The 23,264-nt window shown below is 67.9% G+C and carries 22 protein-coding genes; 14 read left to right on the top strand and 8 right to left on the bottom strand.

Annotated elements, in window-relative coordinates:
• The first annotated feature begins 37 nt into the window (after nucleotides 1-37).
• Nucleotides 38-994, top strand: coding sequence for a LysR family transcriptional regulator (locus IB259_RS12700; RefSeq protein WP_054452252.1), 957 nt, complete (start codon nucleotides 38-40; stop codon nucleotides 992-994).
• Here the strand turns inward: IB259_RS12700 and IB259_RS12695 are convergent.
• Nucleotides 991-1,851 (bottom strand): hypothetical protein, encoded by an 861-nt coding sequence (locus IB259_RS12695; RefSeq protein WP_119451777.1) that lies wholly within the window; start codon nucleotides 1,849-1,851, stop codon nucleotides 991-993. The two genes, IB259_RS12700 and IB259_RS12695, sit on opposite strands and share 4 nt — an antisense overlap.
• Before the next feature lie 143 nt (nucleotides 1,852-1,994).
• On the bottom strand, nucleotides 1,995-2,462 hold the full coding sequence (locus tag IB259_RS12690; protein WP_054451642.1) for a CopD family protein: 468 nt from the start codon (nucleotides 2,460-2,462) through the stop codon (nucleotides 1,995-1,997).
• A 136-nt stretch (nucleotides 2,463-2,598) separates the two neighbouring features.
• Between IB259_RS12690 and IB259_RS12685 the strand changes: the two genes are divergently transcribed.
• The 9 genes from IB259_RS12685 to IB259_RS12645 all read left to right on the top strand — a co-directional run bounded on the left by IB259_RS12685 (nucleotide 2,599) and on the right by IB259_RS12645 (nucleotide 12,091).
• Entirely contained in the window at nucleotides 2,599-3,108 is a 510-nt protein-coding gene (locus tag IB259_RS12685; RefSeq protein WP_054451641.1) for a sigma-70 family RNA polymerase sigma factor, read from the top strand.
• Nucleotides 3,087-4,100: a FecR domain-containing protein gene (locus IB259_RS12680; RefSeq protein WP_192329181.1), complete on the top strand. Its 1,014-nt coding sequence runs from the start codon at nucleotides 3,087-3,089 to the stop codon at nucleotides 4,098-4,100. The genes IB259_RS12685 and IB259_RS12680 overlap by 22 nt, the downstream gene beginning before the upstream one ends.
• A gap of 175 nt (nucleotides 4,101-4,275) precedes the next feature.
• Nucleotides 4,276-6,831: a TonB-dependent receptor gene (locus IB259_RS12675; RefSeq protein ID WP_225596849.1), complete on the top strand. Its 2,556-nt coding sequence runs from the start codon at nucleotides 4,276-4,278 to the stop codon at nucleotides 6,829-6,831.
• 79 nt (nucleotides 6,832-6,910) lie between these two features.
• On the top strand, nucleotides 6,911-7,957 hold the full coding sequence (locus IB259_RS12670) for a hemin-degrading factor (protein ID WP_192329177.1): 1,047 nt from the start codon (nucleotides 6,911-6,913) through the stop codon (nucleotides 7,955-7,957).
• Between the two features lie 18 nt (nucleotides 7,958-7,975).
• Entirely contained in the window at nucleotides 7,976-8,809 is an 834-nt protein-coding gene (locus IB259_RS12665) for a hemin ABC transporter substrate-binding protein (RefSeq protein WP_192329175.1), read from the top strand.
• A gap of 37 nt (nucleotides 8,810-8,846) precedes the next feature.
• Nucleotides 8,847-9,791 carry an iron ABC transporter permease gene (locus tag IB259_RS12660; protein WP_119451788.1) on the top strand — a complete coding sequence of 315 codons (945 nt, stop codon included), beginning with the start codon at nucleotides 8,847-8,849 and terminating at the stop codon, nucleotides 9,789-9,791.
• The gene (locus tag IB259_RS12655; RefSeq protein ID WP_119451781.1) at nucleotides 9,788-10,576 is read left to right on the top strand and encodes a heme ABC transporter ATP-binding protein; all 789 of its coding nucleotides are present in this window, start codon (nucleotides 9,788-9,790) and stop codon (nucleotides 10,574-10,576) included. Before IB259_RS12660 ends, IB259_RS12655 begins: the two co-directional genes overlap by 4 nt.
• A gap of 79 nt (nucleotides 10,577-10,655) precedes the next feature.
• Nucleotides 10,656-11,138, top strand: a complete 483-nt coding sequence (locus IB259_RS12650) for a YajQ family cyclic di-GMP-binding protein (RefSeq protein ID WP_054451634.1) — start codon at nucleotides 10,656-10,658, stop codon at nucleotides 11,136-11,138.
• 47 nt (nucleotides 11,139-11,185) lie between these two features.
• Nucleotides 11,186-12,091, top strand: coding sequence for a LysR family transcriptional regulator (locus IB259_RS12645; protein ID WP_054451633.1), 906 nt, complete (start codon nucleotides 11,186-11,188; stop codon nucleotides 12,089-12,091).
• A 13-nt stretch (nucleotides 12,092-12,104) separates the two neighbouring features.
• Here the strand turns inward: IB259_RS12645 and IB259_RS12640 are convergent, their stop codons facing one another.
• Nucleotides 12,105-13,550 carry an AlkA N-terminal domain-containing protein gene (locus tag IB259_RS12640; RefSeq protein WP_175212492.1) on the bottom strand — a complete coding sequence of 482 codons (1,446 nt, stop codon included), beginning with the start codon at nucleotides 13,548-13,550 and terminating at the stop codon, nucleotides 12,105-12,107.
• Between the two features lie 146 nt (nucleotides 13,551-13,696).
• On the opposite strand from IB259_RS12640, the gene ogt reads away from it, so the two are divergent.
• The 4 genes from ogt to IB259_RS12620 all read left to right on the top strand — a co-directional run bounded on the left by ogt (nucleotide 13,697) and on the right by IB259_RS12620 (nucleotide 17,649).
• Nucleotides 13,697-14,245: a methylated-DNA--[protein]-cysteine S-methyltransferase gene (ogt, locus tag IB259_RS12635; RefSeq protein WP_082400780.1), complete on the top strand. Its 549-nt coding sequence runs from the start codon at nucleotides 13,697-13,699 to the stop codon at nucleotides 14,243-14,245.
• Between the two features lie 73 nt (nucleotides 14,246-14,318).
• Nucleotides 14,319-15,284, top strand: coding sequence for a DUF3829 domain-containing protein (locus IB259_RS12630; RefSeq protein WP_192329174.1), 966 nt, complete (start codon nucleotides 14,319-14,321; stop codon nucleotides 15,282-15,284).
• A gap of 201 nt (nucleotides 15,285-15,485) precedes the next feature.
• Nucleotides 15,486-16,571 carry a tartrate dehydrogenase gene (locus IB259_RS12625; protein ID WP_192329173.1) on the top strand — a complete coding sequence of 362 codons (1,086 nt, stop codon included), beginning with the start codon at nucleotides 15,486-15,488 and terminating at the stop codon, nucleotides 16,569-16,571.
• A 97-nt stretch (nucleotides 16,572-16,668) separates the two neighbouring features.
• Nucleotides 16,669-17,649 (top strand): tripartite tricarboxylate transporter substrate binding protein, encoded by a 981-nt coding sequence (locus IB259_RS12620; RefSeq protein WP_192329172.1) that lies wholly within the window; start codon nucleotides 16,669-16,671, stop codon nucleotides 17,647-17,649.
• A gap of 13 nt (nucleotides 17,650-17,662) precedes the next feature.
• On the opposite strand, the gene IB259_RS12615 is transcribed toward IB259_RS12620, so the two are convergent.
• From IB259_RS12615 to IB259_RS12595, 5 genes are all read right to left on the bottom strand, one after another.
• Nucleotides 17,663-18,268, bottom strand: a complete 606-nt coding sequence (locus IB259_RS12615) for a phosphatase PAP2 family protein (protein WP_054451628.1) — start codon at nucleotides 18,266-18,268, stop codon at nucleotides 17,663-17,665.
• 91 nt (nucleotides 18,269-18,359) lie between these two features.
• Nucleotides 18,360-18,788: an arsenate reductase (glutaredoxin) gene (arsC, locus tag IB259_RS12610; RefSeq protein ID WP_054451627.1), complete on the bottom strand. Its 429-nt coding sequence runs from the start codon at nucleotides 18,786-18,788 to the stop codon at nucleotides 18,360-18,362.
• Nucleotides 18,789-18,853: 65 nt separating this feature from the next.
• On the bottom strand, nucleotides 18,854-20,383 hold the full coding sequence (locus IB259_RS12605; protein WP_192329169.1) for a PepSY-associated TM helix domain-containing protein: 1,530 nt from the start codon (nucleotides 20,381-20,383) through the stop codon (nucleotides 18,854-18,856).
• A 23-nt stretch (nucleotides 20,384-20,406) separates the two neighbouring features.
• The gene (locus IB259_RS12600; protein WP_192329167.1) at nucleotides 20,407-22,608 is read right to left on the bottom strand and encodes a TonB-dependent siderophore receptor; all 2,202 of its coding nucleotides are present in this window, start codon (nucleotides 22,606-22,608) and stop codon (nucleotides 20,407-20,409) included.
• Nucleotides 22,609-22,793: 185 nt separating this feature from the next.
• On the bottom strand, nucleotides 22,794-23,207 hold the full coding sequence (locus tag IB259_RS12595) for a DUF2946 domain-containing protein (RefSeq protein ID WP_119449222.1): 414 nt from the start codon (nucleotides 23,205-23,207) through the stop codon (nucleotides 22,794-22,796).
• Nucleotides 23,208-23,264: the final 57 nt, after the last annotated feature.

Raw genomic sequence — 23,264 nt, 5'->3', positions numbered from 1 at the left:
TTTTCAATGCATGCATTTCAGGCATAGTATGGGCGGCATGAGCGACGCCCAATCCCTGCCCTATCTGCGCCGGCTGGACATGAACCTGCTGCTGACGTTCGACGTCCTGATGCGCACTCGCAGCGCCACCGCCAGTTCAGCCCTGCTGCATAAGACGCAGCCCGCCATCAGCCGTGACCTGGCGCGCCTGCGCCGCCGGCTGGAAGATCCCTTGCTGGTGGTGGTGAAGGGCCGATTCATTCCGACGGAGCGCGCGCTGGAACTGCATTCGGCGGTGCATGACGCGCTGGCGCAGATCGAAGCGGCGCTGCGTCCGGCGGAGGCTTTCGACCCGGCCAAGGCCAGCGGCGTGGTCAATATCGGCACGGGCGCGCATAGCGAGATCCTGCTGGCAGCGCCGCTGATCGAACGTCTGCACCGCGCCGCGCCAGGCATCACACTGCGCTTCCAGTCGGTGCACGGAGACTTCGTGCCGGACGATCTGGACGCGGAGCGGTTGGACATGGCCATCGGCCTGTTCGGCAAGGTGCCGGCGCGTTTTCATCGGGATACGCTGCTGAAGGACCGGCGCGTGTGCGTGGTGTCGGCGCGGCATCCCTGGGCAGGCAAGCGCGCGCTGGCGCTGGCGGATCTGCCGTCCATCAAGTGGTTCGCCTTCGCGCACATGTATGGCCGGGAAACCAACTTCGACCGCGCGCTTAAGCCGGATGCCAGCCGGCTGGAATTTTCGGCCTACCTGTCCGGCTTCGGCATCACGCCCTATGTGCTGCTGGACACTGATTACGCCACCACCATGCCGGCCAGCGTGGCGCAGGTGCATGGCCGGCATTTCCCGCTGGCGACGCTGGAACTGCCTGCCAGCCTGCGCAAGATCGAACTGGTGATGGTGTGGCCGCGGCGCCTGCATACGTCGCCGTTGCAGGCCTGGCTGCGCGGGCAGATCCGCGAGGTGCTGCGGGAACGCGTGGACGCTCCCGCAGCCAGTGCGGCTTAGGAACCGACCTTCTTGCCAGTCGCCACGTCGATGGCCGAGCCGTCTTCCAGGCTGACGCGGTAGATCTCGCGCACCACGTTGCCGGCGAAGCCGATCTCGACGATGGACACGTCCTTGAAGGTGGTGTTGATGCCGTCCGGCAGCACGGCGTTGAACTTGTCGGACTCCTGCTTCATGGCGTCCTGCAGGCGCGTGTCGTACATCGCCATGCTGTAGACCAGGGTGGTGTGCGGATTGTGCGCGCGCACTTCCTTGCCGTCCTGCATGATGTTCACGCCGCTCACGCCCATGGTCTTGACCAGGTCTTTCCCGGCGTCGCCCATCTTGGCGTAGACCGGGCCGGTGACGCGCGGCAAGGGGCCGTCGCGCAGCGGCGCCAGGGCGGCGGTGGCGACGGTGTTGTAGCGCATCATGTCCTCGAAGCCCTGGCCGCTCTTGACCACGCCCAGGTCCAGCCACCACGGATGGCCCGCGCCCTTGGCGGCTTCGGTGGGATAGAAATTCTTCAGCGTGACCTGCAGCGGGGCCGGCGGCTTGGGCAGGGCCTTGAGCATGCGGGCGGGCGTTTGCGGGTCGGCGCTGTGAATGTGCACCACCGTCACGTGCGGCATGTTGGGCGTTTCGGCCTCGGTCTTAAGGCCCAGCTTGAGCAGGTCGGCTTTCAGCGTGCCATTGATCTTGGCGTCCAGGATGGCGTTGACGTCCTGTGGCAGACGGTAGACCACGCCATAAGTTGCCTTGTGTTCTCGAAACCCGGTCTGGTCCAGGGCGCTGTTGTCGATGGGGGCGGCGGCATGCGCGCCCGAGGCGGATACGAACAGGCCGAGGGCGGCCAGCTGGAAGACACGCTTGATCATGGAGATTCCTTTTGTTTGTGTAGGCCCGCGAGAGTCATCCGCAGTGTGGCCAGCGCGGATGTAATGCGTATTGCACCAAGCAAAAGAATTCCGATACCAGCCTGCGCATGCCCGATAGCTGGCGGGCGCCGGCTGATATCCGCCTACGCAAAAAAGACGATGGCCACGATGGCGATGCCCAGCAGCAGGTTGATGCCGACCCAGCGGCGTATGCCGCCCATGGCCTGGCCGCCCTGGGGCCAGTCGGATGCGGCGACCGCCGCTCGCAACTGCGGGTAGAGCACGAAGCGGATGTAGGCGTAGATGGCCGTCATGACCAGGCCGCCCGAGGCCATGAGGGTCCAGCTGCGCGGCATGAAGAAGGAGCCGCCCGTCTGCGCGGCCTGGCTCGCTTCCTGGCCGATCATGAGCGCGCCCGAAAACAGGATCAGCACGATGGCCGCCAGCACGGCATTCAGGAATGGCCCCAGCACCGACGCCATCAGCCGCAGCCGGACCGGCGGTTCCAGTTGCGCGGCCGCCGGCCGCAGGAAACAGTGCGCGAACAGCATGCCCCCGACCCAGAGGATCACGGCCATCAGGTGGATGAATTTGAGCGCGGCATAGAGCATGGGGCAGGCCTGTAGGGAGGAATCCGTCCCCATCATATCGCCGTCAAGCGCGGCGCGCGGACTTGACCGGAATCATGGTTTTGCATTTAGAATGAGATTGATTTCTATTTGTGATTGAAAGTTCAGGGAGCCACCCGTGCCGAATCCCGCGGTCGCCGCCAGCGACAACGTCCAACTGCTGTACCGCGCTCATCACGGATGGCTGCATGGCTGGCTGCGCGCCAAGCTGGGCAACAGCTTCGACGCGGCCGATCTGGCGCAGGACACCTTCGTGCGGGTGCTGCGCCACCGCCATGAACTGGACGCCCTGCGCGAACCGCGCGCCTATCTCACCACCATCGCCAAGCGCCTGCTGCTGAACCACCACCGGCGGCGCTCGGTGGAGCAGGCCTATCTGGAAGCCCTGGCCCTGATGCCAGAGGCGCTGGCGCCCTCGGCCGAACAGCGCCTGATCATCCTGGAAACGCTGCAGGAAATCGACGAGATGCTGGCTGGCCTGTCCCTGCCGGCCCGCCAGGCCTTCCTGATGGCGCAGCTGGAAGGACTGAGCCATGGCGAAATCGCCGCCCGCCTCAACGTGTCGCTGCGCACCGTGCACCGTTACATCGCCAAGGGATTCGAACAATGCATCATGGCGTCGATCTGAGCGCCCAGGCCGAGGCGGCGTCCGAACTGCCCGCCGTCGAACGCAGCGTGGCGCGCGAGGCCGCGCGCTGGCTGCTGCGGCTGAGTTCGGGCCGCGCCACCGACGCCGACCAGCGGGCCTGTGAACTGTGGCGCGCCAGCAAGGCCGAGCACGAGCACGCCTGGCAGCGCGCGCAGCGCGTGAACGAACGCTTCGGCCTGATCCCGGCGGCGCTGGGTATGGCGACCTTGAACCGGCCCGAGCTCAGAAGCCGCCGCGCCGCGCTCAAGACACTGATTGCGCTGGTGGTGGCCGGTCCTGTCGGCTGGGCCGCCTGGCGCGCCGATCCGCTCGACTGGACCGCGGACTACCGCAGCGCGCCGGGCGAGCGGCGCGAAGTGGCGCTGGCGGATGGGTCCACGCTGCTGCTGAACACAGCCAGCGCCGTCGACGTGATGTACAGCTCCACGGCCCGGCTGGTGCGCCTGCGCGCCGGCGAGATCGCGGTGCATGCCGTGGCCGACACGGCGCCTGCGCCGCGGCCCTTCGTGGTGCGCACGAGCCAGGGAGACATCGAGGCGCAGTCCTCGCGTTTCTGCGTGCGCCAGGAAGGCGGCCTGTGCCGCGTCAGCGTGCAGGAAGGGCGGGTCCGCGTCGGCAGCGCCGCGCATCCGCGCAGCCTGATCAGCCTGGAAGCTGGCCAACAGAGCAGCCTGACGGACGAGGGCGCATCGCCGCCATCCCCCGCGGACCCGCATGCCAGCGACTGGCAGCGCGGCGTGCTGTACGCCAACCGCATGCGGTTGGACGCCTTTGCCGCCGAACTGGGCCGCTACCGTTCCGGCATGCTGCGTTGCGATCCCGAGGCGGCGCATTTGCGCATCTCGGGCGCGTTCCAGGTGCGCGACACCGATGCGGTCCTGGCGGCACTGCCCGCGACCTTGCCGGTGCAGGTGCGCTACCGCACGCCGTACTGGGTGACGATCACCTTGCGCGCGGCAGCCGAGGCCTGAACCCGCGCTGTTACAAAAAAGTGGAGGGCCAGCTGTCCGATTCGGATTTCACGAGGGTCATGGTCTGTAGAGGCAAACGAATGCCGACACCTTTTGGATCGAAAGGACGACCATGGCTTATCTCCCCGCCGGCCGCGCAAGCGGCTCCCGACCAGCCCGAGGCCTGCAATGCCGCATGACGCATCTAGCCGCCGCCGTGCAGGCCGCCCTGGCGCTGTCCGCGCTGTCCGCCGCCTTGCTGCCCGCAAGCGCCGCGTGGGCGCAATCCGCGCAGCAGACGCAGGCGCGCGGCTATCGCATTCCCGCGGGCACGCTGGCCGAGGCGTTGCCGCGCTTTGCCGACAGCGCGGGCGTGACGGTGCTGTTCGACGCGGCGCTGGTGGGCCAGCGCCGCACGGCGGGGCTCGATGGGGTCTATTCCGTGAATGAGGGCTTTGCGCGCTTGCTGGCGGGCAGCGGCCTAGGCGTGCAGGAGCGCGGCGCCCGCGTCTACGTGTTGCAGGCATTGCCCGCGGATGTGACGCAGTTGGCGCCCGTCCAGGTGGAAGGCGAGGGCGCGCCGGTCGCGCCGGCCTGGGAAACCAGCACCGACCGCAAGCGCCTGGACGAACTTCAAGTCAAGAACTGGAGCGATTTCGGCAAGCGCGCCGAGCCCGGCGTGAGCTTCAACCGCACGACCAACAGCATCAACATCCGCGGCCTGGATCAGGATCGCGTGCTGACGCGCGTGGACGGCATCCGCCTGCCGTGGCTGGACGACGGCGCGCGCGGCCTGAAGGGCGGGCTGGAAGCGGTGGATTTCAACAGCCTGTCGCGGCTGGACATCGTGCGCGGCGCCGACGCCAGCGGCGGCGGTTCCGGCGCGATTTCCGGCACTGCCGACCTGTACACGCTGCAACCGTCGGACCTGCTGACAGACGGCAAGACCTTCGGCGCGCTGGCCAAGACCGACTACGACACGGCCGACAGCAGCTGGGGCGCCAACGCCGCCCTGGCGGGCCAGATCCACAGCAATACGTTCTGGCTGGTGCAGGCGGGCGTACGCAACGGCCATGCCCTGGACAACCGCGGCGACGTGGGCGGCTACGGACCCAAGCGCAGCGAACCCAGCCCGGAAGACTACGACCAGCGCAGCTTCCTGCTGAAGCTGCAGCAGCGCGTCGAAGGCGGCCACCGCTTCGGCCTGACCGGCGAATACTTCAAGCGCAACGCCGACATCGACAATATGTTCGAGCAGGGCGCGGGCACCAGCTATCTGTACGGCGAGAACAGCACCCGCAAGGAAACCGAGCGCCAACGGGTGTCGCTCGATTACTCGTACAAGGCGCCCGGTGCGGACAGCCTGATCGACACGGCCACCGCGGTCGTCTACTGGCAGCGCCTGCAGCTGGACAGCTCGCTGAGCGGCGTGCGCAGCGTCGATTCCCGGGCCTACGCCATACCGGGCGATCCGTTCCGTTACGGCTATCCCAGCGGGCCTTATGGCCGCAGCAACTCCATCCGGCAGACCATGTTCGGCGCCAATGCCGAAGTCACCAAGCGCCTGGCGGGCGCCTCGGTGTCGCAGTTGTGGACCGTAGGCGGGGAGTGGTATGGCAACAAGACCGAGCAGTATTCCGGGGGCTACGACAATTGTCCCGTGATCCCTCCCGGCGCACCGCGGCCGATTTTCGGCCCGCGCCTGTGCGACATGCTGCACACCAACCAGGCCGATGTGCCGCAATCCAAGGGCAATCAATGGGCCCTGTGGGTGCAGGACGAATTCAGCTTCGCCGACGGCCGCTACACCATCATACCGGCGCTGCGCTACGACCACTACGAACAGAAGCCGCAGTCCACGGCCAGCTACGAAAGCAACCCGAACGCAGGCGCGCTGCCGCCGTCCAACAGCGGCAGCCGTTTCTCGCCCAAGCTGCTGGCCACCTGGAAGGCCGCGGATGAGCTGAGCCTCTACGCGCAATACGCCTACGGCTTCAAGGCGCCCAGCCCGACCCAGCTCTACACCAACTACGGCGGCCCCGGCACCTACCTGCGCGTGGGCAATCCCTATCTGAAGCCCGAAACCAGCAAGGGCTGGGAGCTGGGCGCCAAGATCGGTTCCGATTCCCTGGGCGGCGCGGTATCGTTGTTCGACAACCGTTACCAGAACTTCATCGATGGCGACGTACCGCTGAACGCGTCCTCGCCCCAGTGGCAGCCGGGCTGGGCCGGACAGTATCCCTTGGGCGTGACCGGCAACGTCAACCGCGCCAAGGTGCGCATCTATGGCGCCGAAGCCAGCGCGCACTGGAAGTTTTCGCCAGGCTGGCGCACCTGGGGCTCGCTGGCGTGGGCCGTGGGCAAGGACGAGAGCACGGGGCAGTACCTGAACTCGGTGGCGCCGCTGAAGGCGGTGCTGGGCCTGGGCTACGGCCGCGACGTGTGGGGCGTGGACGCCATGCTGACCACCGCCCTGAAGCGCGACAAGGTCGAGTATCCCGAGGCCACGGCCACGGCGCGCAATCCCGATTTCCAGGCGCCCGGCTACGGCGTGGTGGACCTGATGGGCTATTGGCGTCCGGCCGCGGTGAAGGGGCTGCAGGTGCAGGCAGGCGTTTTCAATCTGTTCGACAAGAAGTATTGGGAGGCCATCAACGTGCCGACCGCCGGCGCCATCGCCATTCCGCGGCCGGTCGATTGGTACACGGAACCGGGACGCAGCCTGCGCGTCTCACTGACATACCAGTATTGATCCTGACCCGCCGCCGGTCCGGGCAATGCCGGGACGGCGGCGGTCTACGCAAACCTTAGCAACGGCCGGAGGGCCCACGATGAGCAACACCGATTTCATGTCCCGCGCCCAGGAACTGCGCGCTCGCAACGAGGCGCTGGCCGCCTCGCAACCCAAGCTGCGCGCCCGCAACCTGGCGCAATCGCTGGGAGTGTCCGAAGCCGAGTGGGTCGCGGCCGAATGCAGCGGCCTGAAGGCCACCGCCCTGCACGGCACGCCCCAGGAGATCTTCCGCGAACTGGGCACGCTGGGCCCGGTCATGGCGCTGACGCGCAACGACTGGTGTGTGCACGAGCGTCACGGCGTGTATGAGGACATCCAGGCCGACGGTCCGGTAGGCCTGGTGCTGGGGCCGGACATCGACCTGCGCGTCTTCTTCACGGCCTGGAAGTCGGCCTGGGCGGTCGAGCAGGACGGCCGCCAGAGCCTGCAGTTCTTCGACGGCGCGGGCGTGGCGGTGCACAAGGTCTACCGTACCGACGCCACCGACGCCACCGCCTACGATGCCCTGGTCGCCAAGTTCGCGGGCGAGGCGCAATGGCCCGAGACCCAGCCCTATGCGCCCGCCGCCGACGCCGACCGGGTCGAGGACGGCGCGCAGTGGCGCGAGGCCTGGCTGGGCATGCAGGACACGCACGAATTCTTCCCCCTGCTGCGCAAGTTCAAGGTGTCGCGCCTGGCCGCCCTGGCGGCCGCGGGCGAGGACCTGGCGCAGCTGGTGCCGGCCGATGCCGTCGAACGCATGCTGGAATCCGCGGCGCAGTCCGGGCTGTCCATCATGTGCTTCGTGGGCAACCGCGGCATGATCCAGATCCATACCGGCCCGGTGCAGCAATTGCGCCGCACCGGCCCCTGGTACAACGTGCTGGACCCCAAGTTCAACCTGCACCTGGACACGACCGCCATCGCGTCCGCCTGGGTGGTGAACAAGCCGACCACGGACGGCTGGGTCACCTCGCTGGAGCTGTATTCCGCCACCGGCGACCTGATCGCGCAGTTCTTCGGCGAGCGCAAGCCCGGCAAGCCGGAGCTGGCGCAATGGCGCGAACTGATGATCAGCCTGTGCAGCGTGCCGCTGGCCGCCTGAGCCCATAAGGACGTAGCGATGAAAAAATGGTTGGCAATGGCGGCGGGCTGGGCAATCGCGCTCGGCGCGTACGCGGCGCCGCCCGCCCGGGTGGTGACCCTGGGCGGCACCGTGACCGAGATCGTGTATCAGCTGGGGCAGGGCGACAAGCTGGTGGGAGACGATCTCTCCAGCCTCTATCCCGAGGCCGCGACCAAGCTGCCGCGCGTCGGCTACTACCGTTCGGTACCGGTGGAAGGCGTCTTGTCGCTCAAGCCCGATCTGGTGCTGGCTTCCGAGCAGGCCGGACCGCCGGACGCGCTCAAGCGCCTGGCGGACGTCGGCGTGCGCGTCGTCACCGTGTCGGACGCGCCGTCGGTGGATTCGCTCAAGTCGCGCATCCGCGGCATTGCCGACGCGCTGGGCGTGGCGCCGGCGGGCGAACGCATGGTGGAAGACGTCACGCGCGAGCTCGCGCGCGCCGAGGCGGTACCCGCGACGCGCGCGCGGGCGCTGCTGCTGATCAATCGCACAGGCTCGCCGCAAGGCGCCGGCCGCGACACCGCCGCCAACGAAGTCATGCACCTGGCGGGGCTGGTGAACGTGCTGCAAGACCAGCATGGCTACAAGCCCTTGTCGGCCGAGGCCATGGGGGCGCTGGCGCCCGACCTGATCATCGTGACGCAGGCATCGCTGGACGCCGGCGGCGGCATGGACGCCCTCCTGCGCATGCCGGGCATCGCATCCACCCAGGCGGCCGCGAAGCGGCGCGTCGTCGTGATGGACGACCTGCTCATCCTGGGCATGGGACCGCGCCTGCCGCTGGCGCTGACCCAGCTCAAGCAGGAGGTTGCGCATGTCATGGCGCGTTAGCGCGCCGCTGGCGTTGGGCCTGCTGGCAGCGGCCCTGATGCTGGCCGTGGTGGCCGCCACCGCCAACGGCGCGGTGGCGATCCCCTTGCGCGAGCTGCCGTCCCTGCTGTGGGGCGCGCCCACGCCGGAGACTGCCCTGTGGCGCAATGTGCTGATCGACATCCGCTTGCCGCGCGTGCTGTTCGCGCTGGTGGCGGGCGCGGGCCTGGCGGTGTCCGGCGCGGCCATGCAGGCGCTGTTCCGCAATCCGCTGGCCGAACCCGGCCTGATCGGCATCTCGGCGGGCGGCGCGCTGGGGGCGGTGGCCGCCATCGTGCTGACGTCCGGCGGCTTCTGGATCACCGCGCCTGCCGCCTTCGCCGGCAGCCTGCTGGCCACGCTTTGCGCCTACGCGGTGGGCCGGCGCGTGCCGGGCGTGGCGGGCCTGTTGCTGGCAGGCGTGGCCATCACGGCCATGGCGTTCAGCCTGATCGGCCTGTTCACCTTCGTCGCCACCGACGCGCAGCTGCGCGACCTGACGTTCTGGAACATGGGCAGCCTGGGCGGCGCGAACTGGAAGGTGCTGGCCTTCCTGGGACCCTGGGTGCTGCTGGTGAGCCTGTGGCTGATGAGCCAGTGGCGCGTCATGAACGCGCTGCTGCTGGGCGAGCGCGAGGCCCAGCATCTGGGCTACACGCTCAAGCGCGTGCGGGCCAGGCTGGTGCTGGCCAGCGCGCTCATCGTCGGGCCCCTGGTCGCCGCCACGGGCACCATTGTCTTCGTCGGCCTGGTGGTGCCGCACCTGGTGCGCATGACACTGGGCGCCAATCACCGCTGGCTGCTGCCTGCGACCATCCTGGCCGGCGGCCTGGCGCTGATCCTCGCGGATTGGCTGGCGCGTACCGTGGTGGTGCCGGCGGAGCTGCCTATCGGCCTGGTGACGGGCCTGGTGGGCGGGCCGTTCTTTCTGTGGCTGCTGGCGCGCGGACGGAGGATAGGATGACGCTAACCGCGCAAAACGTGACGGTGAATCGCGGCGCAGCGCGCATTCTCACCGATGTATCGCTGGACATTCGTCCGGGAGAAGTCGTGGGCCTGCTGGGGGCCAACGGCGCCGGCAAATCCACCTTGCTGGGCGTGTTGTCAGCGGAATTGCCTGCCGATGCGGGCCAGCTGAGTCTGGGCGAAACCTCGCTTGCCGCCATGCCGCACCGGCAGCAGGCGCGCCGCCGCGCCGTGCTGCCGCAAAAGCCGGGGCTGACCTTCGACCTGAGCGTGCGCGAGGTGGTCGCCATGGGCGCCTATCCGTTCCCGGAGTTGGCGCCATCCGTGGTGGACGCGCTGGTGACGCAAACGCTGGGCGAGGCCGACGCCGCGCATCTTGCCGGGCGGCGCTATCCCGAGCTGTCCGGCGGCGAACAGCAGCGCGTCCAGTTCGCCCGCGTACTGGTTCAATGCCATGCCGCGCGCGAACGCGACGAGCCGCGCTACCTCTTGCTGGACGAACCCACCGCCAGCCTGGATCCCAAGCACCAGGGCGACCTGCTGCGGCGCTCCTGGGAGCTGGCCCATGCCGGCAATACGGGTGTACTGGTGATCCTGCACGACATGAATCTGGCCGCCCGCTGGTGCGACCGCCTGCTGCTGCTCAGCGGCGGACGCGGCATCGCCCAGGGGACGCCGGCAGAGGTCCTGACGCCGGCCAATCTGTATCTGGCCTACGGTATCGACGCGCAGGTGATCGCGCATCCCCTGCAGGCCGGCCGCCTGCTGGTGCTGATGGCGTGACTCGGGCTGTGGGGCCGGTAAAATAGGCGTTACGCTGGTATTCGCCTTTTTCAACATTTACCCAACAGGACCCCGTGTCATGCCTACTTTTGACGTCGTCTCCGAAGTCGACAAACACGAACTCTCCAACGCTGTCGATCAAGCCAACCGCGAACTGGCCACCCGCTTCGATTTCAAGGGCACCGACGCCAAGTTCGAGCTCGACGAATTTGTCGTGACCCAGGTCGCTTCCAGCGCCTTCCAGCTCAAGCAGATGCTGGACATCCTGCGCGGCCGCCTGTCGGCCCGCGGCATCGATGTGCGCTGCCTGGACGTGGCCGATCCCCTTGAAAACCTGGGTGGCGCCCGCCAGAAGGTCACCATCAAGCAAGGCATCGAGCAGCCGGTGGCCAAGAAGCTCATCGCCGCCATCAAGAACGCCAAGCTCAAGGTGGAATCGCAGATCAACGGCGACAAGCTGCGCATCAGCGGCAAGAAGCGCGACGACCTGCAGACCGCCATCGCGCTGCTGAAGAAGACCGACGTCGACCTGCCGCTGCAGTTCGAAAACTTCCGCGACTGATCCGCCCCGCGCCAGGGTGCCGCGCACCCTGCGGACCTGGAGGGGCCATGGGACATTCCAACGAGTTGCAGCTGGTCGTCGAACTGGTGCGCGCCGGCGGCATGTCCGCCGCCGCCCGCGAGCTGGGCGTCACGCCGGCCGCGGTCAGCAAGCGGCTGGCCCAGATCGAGGCGCGGCTGGGCGTGCGGCTGGTCAATCGCAGCACGCGACGCCTGAGCCTGACCGCGGAAGGCGAGGTCTACCTGGAGAACGCCCGCCGCATCCTGGGCGAGATCGAAGACCTGGACCAGTTGATCGCCAGCCGCCAGGACAGTCCGCGCGGCCTGCTCAAGATCAACGCGCCGCTGGGTTTCGGCCGCAGCTACATCGCGCCCGCGATTGCGGAGTTCGCTCGGAAATATCCCGAGGTGTCGCTGCAATTGCAACTGACCGACAGCCCGGCCGACTTCGTGCAGGACGCCGTCGATGTGGCCGTGCGCTTCGGCGACCTGCCCGACACCCGCCTCATCGCCCGCAAGATCGCGCCTAACCGGCGCCTGGTCTGCGCGTCGCCGGGCTACCTGAAGGCCCACGGAGTGCCTGCCACGCCGCACGACCTGGCGCGGCACCAGTGCATCGTGCTGCGGCAGAATGAAGCTGCGTACGGCCTGTGGCGTTTCACCAAGGGACGCCGCAGCGAGACCGTGAAGGTGCGCGGCAACCTCAGCAGCAATGACGGCGAAGTGACGCTGACCTGGGGCCTGGCCGGCCTGGGCATCCTGCAGCGCGCCGAATGGGATCTGGCGCGCTATCTGCGCAGCGGCAGGCTGGTGCAGGTGCTGGAAGACTACGCCTTGCCGCAAGCCGACATCTACGCTGTCTTTCCGGAACGGCACCACCTGTCGGCCAAGGTGCGCGTGTTCGTGGACTTCCTGGTGGCGTATTTCCGCAAGGGCGCGGAAGACCAGTGGTGAACCCGGGCCGCGCTCAGGCCGTCCACAGGTGCTGCGCCGCGTAGGCGCGCCAAGGCCGCCAGGTTTCGGCGCGGGCCAGCAATTGCGCCGGGGTATAGGTCCGCGCTTCCAGTCTTTCGAGTCCGCGGATCAGGCCGATGTCGGCGGACGGAAACGCGTCCGGCTCGCGCAACTGGCGCAGCGCGATGTATTGCGCCGTCCATTCGCCCACGCCGCGTATCGTGCGCAGCCGGCGCACTGCGTCTTCCAGGCCGCCGGCGGCATCGAACAGATGCTTGTCCGCCACTGCCGCCGCGGCGACCGCCGACAAGGTGGCCGCGCGGCTGCGCGGCATGCCCAGCGACGCAAGCTCGGCCGCCGCCACGGCTTCAGGCAAGGGGAACACATGCGTCAGCGCGCCTTCGGGACGGGTCATGGCGGCGCCGTGCGCGGCCACCAGCTTGCCGGCCAGGCGTATGGCCGCAGCCACCGTGATCTGCTGCCCGAGCACGGCGCGCATGGCCAGCTCGAAGCCGTCCCAGGCGCCAGGCACGCGCAGGCCGGGCCGCGCGCGGATCAGTTCGGTCATGACGGGATCGCTGGCGAACTGCGCGGCGATGGCGACCGGATCGCTGGCCAGATCGAAGACGCGGCGCAGGCGCGCGATGATGGCCGGCAGCGCTTGCAGCCGGGGAAAGCGCACCGTGGCCTCGAGCGCATCGCCGCGGCCCGGGCGCACCGTCACCGTGCCCTGGCAGCCGTCCAGCAGGACAGTGCGCGCATAGCTGTCGTCCGTGACGTGTTCGATGCCGGGAATAGCGCGCAGCCGCAGGAAAGCCAGCATGGCGTCCCAGTCGTAGGGCGGACGGTAGCGCAGCAGCAACTTGATCTCGCCCTCCTGCGCCGCGGAAACTTCCGGCTTGCCGGAGCGCCGCAGTTCGCCCGGGGCGCGCGCGAACAGGTCATGGAAGATCTCGTTGAAGCGGCGGATGCTGCCAAAGCCCGACGCGAAAGCGATCTCCGCCATCGGCAGCCGGGTTTCGTGGATCAGCTGCTTGGCCAGCAGCACGCGCCGCGTCTGGGCCACGGCCACGGGCGAGGCGCCCAGGTGCTGGCGGAACTGGCGCCGCAACTGGCGTTCGCCCACGCCCAGGCGCTGCGCCAGCGCGTCCACCCCGTCCTCGTCCAGCGCGCCCAGTTCGATCAGTTGCAGCGCGCGCGCCACGCTGTCGGGCAGTTCATGCCCGGGTCCGACTTCCGGCGCGGTCTCCGGTCGGCAGCGCAGGCAGGGGTGATAGCCGGCTTCCTGCGCCGCCGCCGCGGTGGCGTAGAACGTGACGTTCTTCGACAATGGCGTGCGCGCGGGGCAGACCGGGCGGCAATAGATGCGCGTGGTCTTCACTGCCGTGAAGAAGCGGCCGTCGTAACGGGAGTCGCGCACTTGGATGGCGCTGTAGCAGGCGTCGTGGTTCAGGTCCATGGAATCATGCTAACGCCGCGGCGGGCGTCGGATCTAGCGGTTTTCGGACAGTGTTGTGGATGCGGCATTCCTGTCCGAAAACCGCCAGCGCATGGCTCGCTCCCCCGCCTATATTGTTTGCGTCGATCATCGCAGGAGGCCATTCCATGCCAGCCCGTACCCAGACATTTCTGCTTGAACGCGTACCCACGCCCATCGGCCTGATGCTGGTCCTGAGCGACGAGCAGCGGCGCCTGCGGGCGGTCGACTGGGAAGACTACGAAGCGCGCATGCATCTGTTGCTGCGCAGGCAGTACCGCCATCAGAACGTGGCGCTGCGCGATGCGGCCCAGGCCTCGCCCGCGCGGCGCGCGCTGCTGGATTACTTCGACGGCGACGTGCGCGCCATCGACGCGCTGGATGTGGCCACGGGCGGCACGGACTTCCAGCGGGAAGTGTGGCGGGCGTTGCGCGAAGTGTCGGGCGGCCAGTCGATCAGCTATGGCGCGCTGGCGCATCGCATCGCGCGTCCCGCAGCCGTGCGAGCGGTGGGCGCGGCCAATGGGGCGAATCCCATAGGCATCGTCGTGCCTTGCCACCGCATCGTGGGCGCTGACGCCGCCCTGACCGGTTACGGCGGCGGACTGCACCGCAAGCGCTGGCTGCTGGATCACGAGCAGAGATGGCTTGAAAATTCTTGTGACAGGGTTGAATAGATTTGTAGCTTGTTAAGCATCTGATGGGCATATCATGCGTCCCCTTCAGAGCAACCCGCAACAGGAAACAAAGATGTTTATGCCGCGCCCCTTGCGCATGTCCGCAGTTCTGGCCGTCACGCTGGCGCTCGCCGCGTGCGGCGACGATAGCGCCAAGAAGGAAGCGAAAGCGCCCGAGGCGGCCACCGCCCAGGCCGAGATCACCAAGTACAACCAGTACGTCGACACCGCCAACAGCATTTCCACGACTTTCGAGCAGGCGCTGGAACGCTACGAGGCCTATGCCGTCCCGGCGCTGAAGGAAGGCAAGCCGCTCAAGGATTTTGTCATCAGCAATGATTCGACGATCCAGCGCACCAAGGAGAAGCTCGACCGCGCGCTGGCGATGACGACGTCCATCGCCGAGATCGACGGGCCGGCCAAGGAATTCTCGGATGCGTTGGGCAAGCTGGCGCCGCTGAGCCACGAACTGCAGAACTATGCCGCAGCCAAGACCTTCCTGTCCGACAACGGCGCGCTGGCGCGCGAGAAGAGTCCGGCCTATGTCGCGGCGCTGACCGAAGTCGTGAAGGCGGAGAACGGCTTTTACCGCGGCATCTCCATCAAGGACACGGCCAACACCAAGGAAGCCTTCGAGAAAGCCAAGAAGGACACGGTCGCCTACTACCGCGCCGGCATGGTCTATTACGGCAAGGCCACGATGGACAAGGCCTCGGGCGTATTTGAGGGCAAGGGCCTGGGCGCCGACCAGGACGCGTTCAAGCAGGAGCTGGACAAGATGAACGAAATGGCGCTGGGCTTCGACAAGAAGACGCGTGAAGCCGACGCCAAGGGCTGCTCCGGCATGATGATGAACGTCAACGGCTTCCTGGCCTCCGGCCGCAAGATCCTGGAACACACCAACAATGGCCGCTACAAGGAAGACGCCGCGCGCACCGGCGCGTTCAAGATGATGCGTCCCACCATCGAAGACGACGCCAACAGCCTGCGCCAGAACTTCAACAACCTGATCTCCGACCTGAACATCGGCCGCTGCTGATCGCAGCGCGCCCGCGGCTGGTTCATGGCCGCAACCTGACACAGCGCCCCATGCGGGCGCTGTTTTTTCATGTGCGTCCGGTTTCTCCGTCTGCCACCTTCAACTCCAGGTAAAAGATGTTGTGAATTCCACGGCGCCCGCAGGCCGCGGGCCTCAGTACAGTGCCGACAGCATCTCACCAGCAAGGAGCCCAGTCGGCACATGAAGACCTATCGCATCGCAACCATCCCCGGCGACGGCATCGGCAAGGAAGTAATACCCGCCGGACAGCGCATCATGCAGGAACTGGCCCGGGACGGCGGCCTGAGTTTCGAGTTCGAGGATTTCGACTGGGGCGGCGACTACTACCGCAAGCACGGCGTGATGATGCCGGCCGACGGCCTGGATGCGCTGCGCGGCAAGGACGCCATCCTGTTCGGCTCTGCCGGTGATCCGCACATTCCCGACCACATCACCCTGTGGGGCTTGCGGCTGAAGATCTGCCAGGGCTTCGACCAGTACGCCAACGTGCGTCCGACGCGCATCCTGCCCGGCATCGACGCGCCGCTCAAGCGCTGCGCGCCGGGACAGCTGGATTGGGTCATCGTGCGCGAGAACTCCGAAGGCGAATACTCCGGCGTGGGCGGCCGGGTCCACCAGGGCCATCCGCTGGAAGCCGCGACCGACGTGTCCATCATGACCCGCGCGGGCGTCCAACGCATTCTGCGCTTCGCCTTCAAGCTGGCGCAATCCCGTCCGCGCAAGTTGCTGACGGTAGTCACCAAGTCCAATGCGCAGCGCCACGCCATGGTCATGTGGGATGAGATCGCCATGGAGGTGAGCCGCGAGTTTCCGGACGTGACCTGGGACAAGGAGCTGGTCGACGCGGCCACCGCCCGCATGGTGAACCGCCCCGCCTCGCTGGACACCATCGTCGCCACCAACCTGCACGCCGACATCCTGAGCGACCTGGCGGCGGCGCTGGCCGGCAGCCTGGGTATCGCGCCCACCGGCAACATCGACCCGGAACGCCGCTATCCCTCCATGTTCGAACCCATCCACGGATCGGCTTTCGACATCATGGGCAAGGGCCTGGCGAACCCGGTCGGCACCTTCTGGTCCGTGGTCATGCTGCTGGAGCACCTGGGCGAAACGCAGGCCGCCGCGCGGCTGATGCAGGCGATCGAAAGCGTGACTGCCGATCCTTCTCTGCACACGGGCGACCTGGGCGGAACCGCCACCACGGAGCAAGTCACGGCGGCCGTGTGCGCGAAGCTGGCGGCTGCGGACAGGGCCAAGGCCGCATAGGCGAAGCAAACCCGAAGCGGGATCGGGGCGCAAGACCCCAGGCCCGCTGCGGGATCCACGAGAACAAGCGAATTCCATTCGTACCGAGGAGACAAGCATGCACAAGAGAACGATACCTGCGCGCATCCTGGCGCTGGCCTGCCTGGCGGGCCTGTCCTTCGCAGGCGGCGCGCAGGCGCAGGGCTATCCGGTCCGGCCCGTGAACCTGGTCGTGCCGTTTCCGGCCGGCGGCACCACCGACGTGCTGGCGCGCGCGCTGGGCCAGGAGCTGGCCAAGAGCCTGGGCCAGCCGGTGGTGGTGGAGAACAAGCCAGGCGCGGGCTCGACCCTGGGCGCGGACTACGTGGCCAAGGCCGCGCCCGACGGCTACACGCTGCTGATGGGCGCCGTGCACCACACCATCGCGACCAGCGTCTACAAGAGCCTGCATTACGACTTCCAGAAGGATTTCGCGCCGGTGACCACGGTGGCCTTGGTGCCCAACGTGCTGGTGGTCAATCCCAAGCTGCCGGCGCAGGACGTGAAGTCCTTGCTGAAGCTGGCGCAAGGCCAGCCGGGCAAGCTGACCTATGGCTCGAACGGCATGGGCACGGGGCAACACCTGATTGGCGCGCAGTTCGAAAAGGAAGGGCATGTGCAGTTGCTGCACGTGCCCTACAAGGGCAGCGGGCCGCTCACCACCGACCTGCTGGGCGGCCAGATCGACATGTCCTTCGACACGGTGACGCCGGTGCTGGCACACATCCAGAGCGGCAAGCTGCGCGCGCTGGCTGTCACCACCAATCAGCGTTCGGCCGCGTTGCCCGATGTGCCGACCATGGAGGAGGCCGGTCTGAAGCCCTTCAACATGGGGACCTGGTTTGGCGTGCTGGCGCCGGCGGCCACGCCTGCGGACGTGGTCGGGCGCCTGAATGCCGAGATGGTCAAGATCATCCGTTCGCCCGACTTCTCGCGGCGGATGGCCGAGATCGGCGCTGTGCCTATCGGCGATACGCCAGCCGAGATGAAGGCGCGCATCGGCACGGATACCGAGAACTACGCCAAGCTGGTCAAGGACGCCAAGGTCGCGATCAACTGAGCGCGGCGTTCGTTCAGGCGCGGATCCAGCCGCGCGCGATCGGCAGGGCCAGGACCTTGCGGTACAGCCCCTGCGTGAGGCCCGTTAGCGGTTCGCCGCAGCGGCGCCACGCCATTGCGGTCAGCGCGGCGGCCACCGGCGCCAGCAGGAGTCCGCCCAGGATGTCCAGCGGGAAATGCACGCCCAGGTAGACGCGGGAAGCGCCCACCAGCACGGCCGCGGCCAGCGCCAGCCAGCCCCAGCCGGCCCAGCGCCGGTCATAGATCAGCGCGAACGCCAGCGTGGCGATGATGATGGTGTGGTTGCTGGGAAACGACGACGTCGCCTTGTGCGGGAAGAAGGCGTGTCCCAGGCCGATGACGAAGGGCCGCGCATGCGGCCACAGCGCGCCGCACAGGTAGCTTGCGAACAGCGCCACGGCGATGCTGGCCAGCGCCTTCAGCGCGACCTCGCGCTGCGGCCGGCCGCCCCACAGCCACAGGGCGGCCAACACGACCGGCACCAGCAGGATCAGCCGGTTCGCCACCAGCATGGCGGCGTGGATCTGCCAAACCGGAGTGGCCGGGTCGGCGTTGATCGAGAGAAAAAGGGACTGGTTGAGGCTTTCAAGGGAATTCATGACTTGTCATCGCGGCGTAATGAAACGATTGCCGCGATGGTAATGATCCCAGCCGTCAGTCCGCTTACAAAAGGCCGCGGACTGCGTCCTTTTACTTCTGGATGCGTTTGCCCTGCGCGTCGATCACGGCTTCGCCGTCTTCCTTGGCGAAGGCGCCTTGCTGCGGGGCGGGCAGGATGTCCAGCACCAGTTCCGACGGGCGGCACAGGCGCGCGCCCAGCGGCGTAGCGACAAAGGGGCGGTTCAGCAGGATGGGGTGCTGCTCGATCGCGTCCAGCAGCGCGTCGTCCGAGAGGGAAGCGTCGTCCAGGCCCAGTTCCAGGTAAGGCGTGCCTTTCTCGCGCAGGGCCTCGCGCACGCTGACGCCGGCCTTCTTGAAGAGTGCCTTCAAGGTGGCGCGCGAGGGCGGCGTTTCCAGGTAAAGCACGACCTCCGGTTCGATGCCGGCGTTGCGGATCATGGCCAGGGTGTTGCGCGAGGTGCCGCACTTGGGGTTGTGATAGATGGTTACGTCGGACATGGAAGCTCCTCTTTCCGGTAGATCGTCATGCAAGGCTGTGAGCATAGTGCATCCGCGCCGGCGCTTCAGGCCCGCAGCTTCTTGCCCAGCCGCCGCCAGCCTATCACCGCGCCGGTCAGGCTGAGCGCCGCGCCGCCCAGGCTCAGGAACACCAGGAGGGCGTCCCACAGCGGACGGCGCGACAAGAGGCCGGTCCAGTCCCAGCTATGCAGAAAGGCAAACAGCCAGCGGCTGGTGCGCGAACCGCTGTCCTGCCGGCTCACGATCTGTCCCGTGCGCGGGTCCAGATAGACCCAGGTCGCCTGCGGATCGTCATAGGTCAGCCGCCATACGGGTAGCGGCTTCTCGACATGGCCAAGCATCGCGTGCTCGTCGCGGGCGTAGTAATAGAAGTCGTAGGCCTGCAGCGTTTCGGCGCTGGCGAGCCGGGCGCCGGGGACCAGCCGGGCGGCGGCGGCGCGCAGGGCCGCCGGGTCGAACGTGTAGGGCTGCGCGTTGCCGGCCGACAGCACCAGCGGGGCGCCTGCGGCGCTGCGCGCCAGCACCACGTCCTGGCCGTCGGCGCGGGCCCAGCGCAATTCGCGCGGGGCGGCGGGCAGGGCTGCGATCAGTTCCCCGGGCGTGGCCAGCGTGTTCCCCGGCGCGCCGGCATAGGCTCCCTGGGCCAAGGGCGGCGCTCCGCTGCTGAACAGCTTCCACGGATTCATCGACATCAGTCCGCTGAAGATCCAGGTGATGGTGATGGCCGCGAACAGCAGGCCGCTCAGGTGGTGCCAGCGCATCATGTTTTCGCGGTAGGGCGAACGGCTGCCGCTGGCATAGGGCCGCGAAAAGCGCCAGCGCAGGATGCCGACCACCGTGCCCGTCACGGCCAGCAGCACGCCTGCGACCGACAGCCACACCACGATGTCGTGCCACCAACCGTCCAGCGCATTGCCGCGGAACGGATACAGCCAGTGGATCCAGGCGCCCGCGTAGTTCCAGACGCGTTCGGCGCGGGTGGCGTCCAGCACCACCATGCCCGTGGCGGACGAGATGTAGAGCCGCGTATGCGCGGGATCGTCCAGGTCCACCCGGTGCAGCGGCCGGTCGGGGCCGAGCACGCGTGAATGGGTGTAGGCGTCTTCGTCCACGGTACCCAGGTAGCGGGCGGCATACTGGCCTGCCGACCAGGCACGGGCCGTGGCCAGCGCGGTCGCGGCATCGGCCGGGGGCAACAGAGCGCCGCTGGCGGCGTCCACCATCCTGGGCGCGCGGCGCGCCTCGCCGGGAATCACGTAGACCGGCGCGCCGCCGCGGGCGGCGGCCAGCGCCATGCCGGCGGCGTCCTTGGCTCCCGCCGCCGCCAGCGCCTGCGCGGGTGTGACACTGATCGCCCCGGAATCCAGCGCGGGCAAGTGCGTCAGGCGTTCCTGCGGCGTGAGCTTGGGATAGCCCACGTACATCATCACCACGCCGGAGATGAACCACATGGCGAAGAACAGGCACAGCACGATGCCCGCCCAGCGATGGATCAGGTACAGCCAGCGCTTGGCGCGCGCCGACAGCGGCGGCCCGGCGCGATGGCGGGCGGAGGAGGGTAGCGTCGTGTTCATGGCGGTCTGTCCTGGCGCGCCGCTCAGAAGCGGGCCTGCAAGGTGAGCTCGAACGAGCGGGGCGCGCCCAGGTAGTACATGGTCGGCGTTGCGTTCGCGGCATAGACCTTGTCGGTCAGGTTGCGCACGCGCGCCGTCACGCTGAGGTTGCGGTTGATCCGGTGCGACAGCGCCGCGTCGAACACGGTGTAGGACGGCGTCCAGACGCTGTTGGCGGCGTCCGCGTACATGCGGCCCACGTAGCGCGCGGCCATGCTGGCGGTCCAGTCGGGCAGGAAGGCATAGTCCAGCCAGACGTTGGCCAGGCGGCGCGGAGTGTTGGTGGGCACGTTGCCGTTGCGCGAGACCGCCACGCCGCCCACGGACTGCGAGAAGTCGTCGTACTTGGGATCGACGAAGGCGACATTGCCCTGCAGGGATAGCTGGGAGGTCAGCTGCAGGCCGCCGGCCAGCTCGATGCCGCGCGCCGATTGCGCGCCCACGGGCACGCTGACGCCGGGATTGTTAGGGTCCGAGGTCGCCATGTTCTTGCGCTTGATCTCGTAGAGCGCCACGGTGGCTGAACCGCGGCCGTCCCAGAAGTTGAACTTGCCGCCCACCTCGGCCTGCCTGCCGGTGGTGAGCTTGTCATTGTTCAGCACGTCGGCGAACGAGGCGGTGGCCAGGATGCCCGAGGGAGGATCGGCCGCGGTGGCGTACTGCGCGTACAGCGAGGCCTCCGGACTCAGCTCCCAGTTCACGCCCAGCCGTCCGGTCAGCGGCGAGTAGCTGCGCTGCGCGCTGGCGGGCGAGGCGGCGGTGACGGGGCGGCGATTGGTCAGGTCCATGTCGATGAAGTCCTTGCGCAATGCCGACACGATGGCCACGCCCGGCAGCACCGTGGTGCGGTTCTCCATCGTCAGCGCCAGCGTGCGGATGCGGTTGTCGCGGTCGGCGACGTGGCCGCGCTTCATGCCGGGGATGTCGTAGAAATCGCCGGCCGAAAAGTCGTAGGGATCCACTGCGTCGACCTGGCCGGGCAGGCTGGTCGGATAGCGCGTGATCTTGTTCTGGCTGACGTCCACGCCGAAGGACCAGTCGCTGGGCAGGCCGGCCAGGGTGGAGCGGTACAGGCCCTCGACGCGGTTGCCTATCAGGCTTTGTTCGTGCCGTTGCAACAGCGCTCCGGAACGCAGCACCAGGCTGTTGCCCGCGTTCAGGCGGTAGTTCTCCAGATTGCGGTAATCGCGCTCGGCGCGATAGTAGTAGAGCGTGTTCTTGAAGGTCAGATTGGAGCCGGCGCGCCATTCGGTCAGGGACCGCGCCCACAGCACCGACTGCTCGTACAGGCCATCGTTGACGTTGTAGTTCTTGAAGCGCGTGCCATCCAGGATGCGGCCCGTGCCTTGCACCACGCCGTTGGCGTCGGTTTTCAGCGGCGTGCCCCAGTAGGGCCGGTCCACCTGTTCGCGCTGGTACTCGAAGGCAAAGGTCTGGGTCACGTCGGCGCCCAGATCGGACAGTAGCGAGGCGGCCACCTGGCTGGCGCGGGAATGGTTGCCGTCGACCCAGCCGTGGCTGGAGCCGGTGTTGGCATCGATGCGCAGATAGTGGCCGCGGCCGCCGGGCTCGCCCGCCAGTTGCTGGTTCAGCCCCACCGACAGTTGGCGGCTGTCGAACGAACCCACGCGCAGCTGGCCGTCGTAGAAGGTGTCGCGTTCGGGCAGCTTGGTGACGTAGTTGATGGCGCCGCCGACCGCGCCCGCGCCGAACAGGAAGGTGGAGGGACCGCCGATCGCTTCGACCCGGTCGTAGATCCAGCTATCCACCGGCCGCGCCGCGATCGAGTCGTACTGCACGGAAATGCCGTTAAACAGTTGCGAGACCTGGCCGCCGGAGAAGCCGCGGTAGCTGACCGCGCCCGCGTTGCCCGGCGGCGAGGCGTTGTCCACGCCGGGGATGCCGCGGGCGATCTCCTGCGTGTTCAAGGATCCGCGCGCCTCGATCTGTTCGCGCGAGATCACGGTGACGCTGGCTGGCGTTTCACGCAGGGTCAGGCCCAGGCGGCTGCCCGTGCTGTCGCGCACGTTCAGGTCGATGGGGCCGTTGGGCGCGGGCTCTTCGGAGGCGGCGCCGTGCACGGTGGTGGGCGCCAGGGTGGGCACGGCGGGTTCCGTGGTCAGGGCCTGGGCGGAGCCGCTGGCGAGCGCGCCCAGCAGCAGGGTGTAGGTCGTGGTCTTCTTCATGTCTGGAACCGGTGGTCCGGCCCGCGCGCTCGGCGGCCCTCGCAAAGCGGGCGGGGCTGGCCGGGACGCATGAGCCTGAATGACGGCACGCATCCGGGCGCGCCGGGAGGCGCGGACGGAACGTGGCGGCGGGATAACAGCGGTGGACGCAAACCGGCCGCCGTCAGGCGGCGGGGCGCGCCGGCTCAGACCGCGGGCGGTGCGCGCGGCTGGGCCGCGCTCCAGGCATGAAGAGGATGGGCCGCGAGGAAGAACAGCGGCGGATACGTGATGGCGCGGCCGAGAGGGGCTGGCACGACGGGAACGGGCGCGGGCAGAATGCCCACGTCAGCGTTGGGGTTGCGGCAAAGCGGGCAATGATGGCTGTCGCCGTGATCGTCCGCCTGGGTGCCGTCATTGCTGCCGCCCGGCACCTCCAGGGTCAGGGATGCTTGCCCCGCGCCTTCGCTGGTGCAGAAGTCGACGCTGATGCGATGGGCGTTGTGGCTGGCCGGAGACAGGCTCAGTGCATGCGCCAGCGACGGCGCCAACGACGCCCACAGGATCGCGACGAGCGCAATCCACACGGCGGGGCGGGTCAGGTAGGCAGCGGAGCACATGGCGCCCGATTATATCGGAGCAGATGGGGCTGCCGTCCAGCGTTTGCCAGGAATAAT

It is taken from the genome of Achromobacter sp. ACM04, assembly GCF_014851465.1.
Lineage (GTDB): Bacteria > Pseudomonadota > Gammaproteobacteria > Burkholderiales > Burkholderiaceae_B > Achromobacter > Achromobacter aegrifaciens.
The sequence above is the reverse complement of the archived record's forward strand: the minus strand, read 5'-3'. Positions and strand labels throughout refer to the sequence as shown.

What these genes read in the sequence shown, in the direction of transcription:
- IB259_RS12605 (WP_192329169.1), bottom strand. Translation starts at nt 20,383, where the DNA reads ATGAACACGACGCTACCCTCCTCCGCCCGCCATCGCGCCGGGCCGCCG.
- arsC (WP_054451627.1), bottom strand. Translation starts at nt 18,788, where the DNA reads ATGTCCGACGTAACCATCTATCACAACCCCAAGTGCGGCACCTCGCGC.
- IB259_RS12680 (WP_192329181.1), top strand. Translation starts at nt 3,087, where the DNA reads ATGCATCATGGCGTCGATCTGAGCGCCCAGGCCGAGGCGGCGTCCGAA.
- IB259_RS12640 (WP_175212492.1), bottom strand. Translation starts at nt 13,550, where the DNA reads ATGGACCTGAACCACGACGCCTGCTACAGCGCCATCCAAGTGCGCGAC.
- IB259_RS12650 (WP_054451634.1), top strand. Translation starts at nt 10,656, where the DNA reads ATGCCTACTTTTGACGTCGTCTCCGAAGTCGACAAACACGAACTCTCC.
- IB259_RS12675 (WP_225596849.1), top strand. Translation starts at nt 4,276, where the DNA reads ATGACGCATCTAGCCGCCGCCGTGCAGGCCGCCCTGGCGCTGTCCGCG.
- IB259_RS12655 (WP_119451781.1), top strand. Translation starts at nt 9,788, where the DNA reads ATGACGCTAACCGCGCAAAACGTGACGGTGAATCGCGGCGCAGCGCGC.
- IB259_RS12670 (WP_192329177.1), top strand. Translation starts at nt 6,911, where the DNA reads ATGAGCAACACCGATTTCATGTCCCGCGCCCAGGAACTGCGCGCTCGC.
- IB259_RS12660 (WP_119451788.1), top strand. Translation starts at nt 8,847, where the DNA reads ATGCTGGCCGTGGTGGCCGCCACCGCCAACGGCGCGGTGGCGATCCCC.
- IB259_RS12700 (WP_054452252.1), top strand. Translation starts at nt 38, where the DNA reads ATGAGCGACGCCCAATCCCTGCCCTATCTGCGCCGGCTGGACATGAAC.
- IB259_RS12625 (WP_192329173.1), top strand. Translation starts at nt 15,486, where the DNA reads ATGAAGACCTATCGCATCGCAACCATCCCCGGCGACGGCATCGGCAAG.
- IB259_RS12695 (WP_119451777.1), bottom strand. Translation starts at nt 1,851, where the DNA reads ATGATCAAGCGTGTCTTCCAGCTGGCCGCCCTCGGCCTGTTCGTATCC.
- IB259_RS12690 (WP_054451642.1), bottom strand. Translation starts at nt 2,462, where the DNA reads ATGCTCTATGCCGCGCTCAAATTCATCCACCTGATGGCCGTGATCCTC.
- IB259_RS12595 (WP_119449222.1), bottom strand. Translation starts at nt 23,207, where the DNA reads ATGTGCTCCGCTGCCTACCTGACCCGCCCCGCCGTGTGGATTGCGCTC.
- IB259_RS12665 (WP_192329175.1), top strand. Translation starts at nt 7,976, where the DNA reads ATGAAAAAATGGTTGGCAATGGCGGCGGGCTGGGCAATCGCGCTCGGC.
- IB259_RS12600 (WP_192329167.1), bottom strand. Translation starts at nt 22,608, where the DNA reads ATGAAGAAGACCACGACCTACACCCTGCTGCTGGGCGCGCTCGCCAGC.
- ogt (WP_082400780.1), top strand. Translation starts at nt 13,697, where the DNA reads ATGCCAGCCCGTACCCAGACATTTCTGCTTGAACGCGTACCCACGCCC.
- IB259_RS12645 (WP_054451633.1), top strand. Translation starts at nt 11,186, where the DNA reads ATGGGACATTCCAACGAGTTGCAGCTGGTCGTCGAACTGGTGCGCGCC.
- IB259_RS12630 (WP_192329174.1), top strand. Translation starts at nt 14,319, where the DNA reads ATGTTTATGCCGCGCCCCTTGCGCATGTCCGCAGTTCTGGCCGTCACG.
- IB259_RS12620 (WP_192329172.1), top strand. Translation starts at nt 16,669, where the DNA reads ATGCACAAGAGAACGATACCTGCGCGCATCCTGGCGCTGGCCTGCCTG.
- IB259_RS12615 (WP_054451628.1), bottom strand. Translation starts at nt 18,268, where the DNA reads ATGAATTCCCTTGAAAGCCTCAACCAGTCCCTTTTTCTCTCGATCAAC.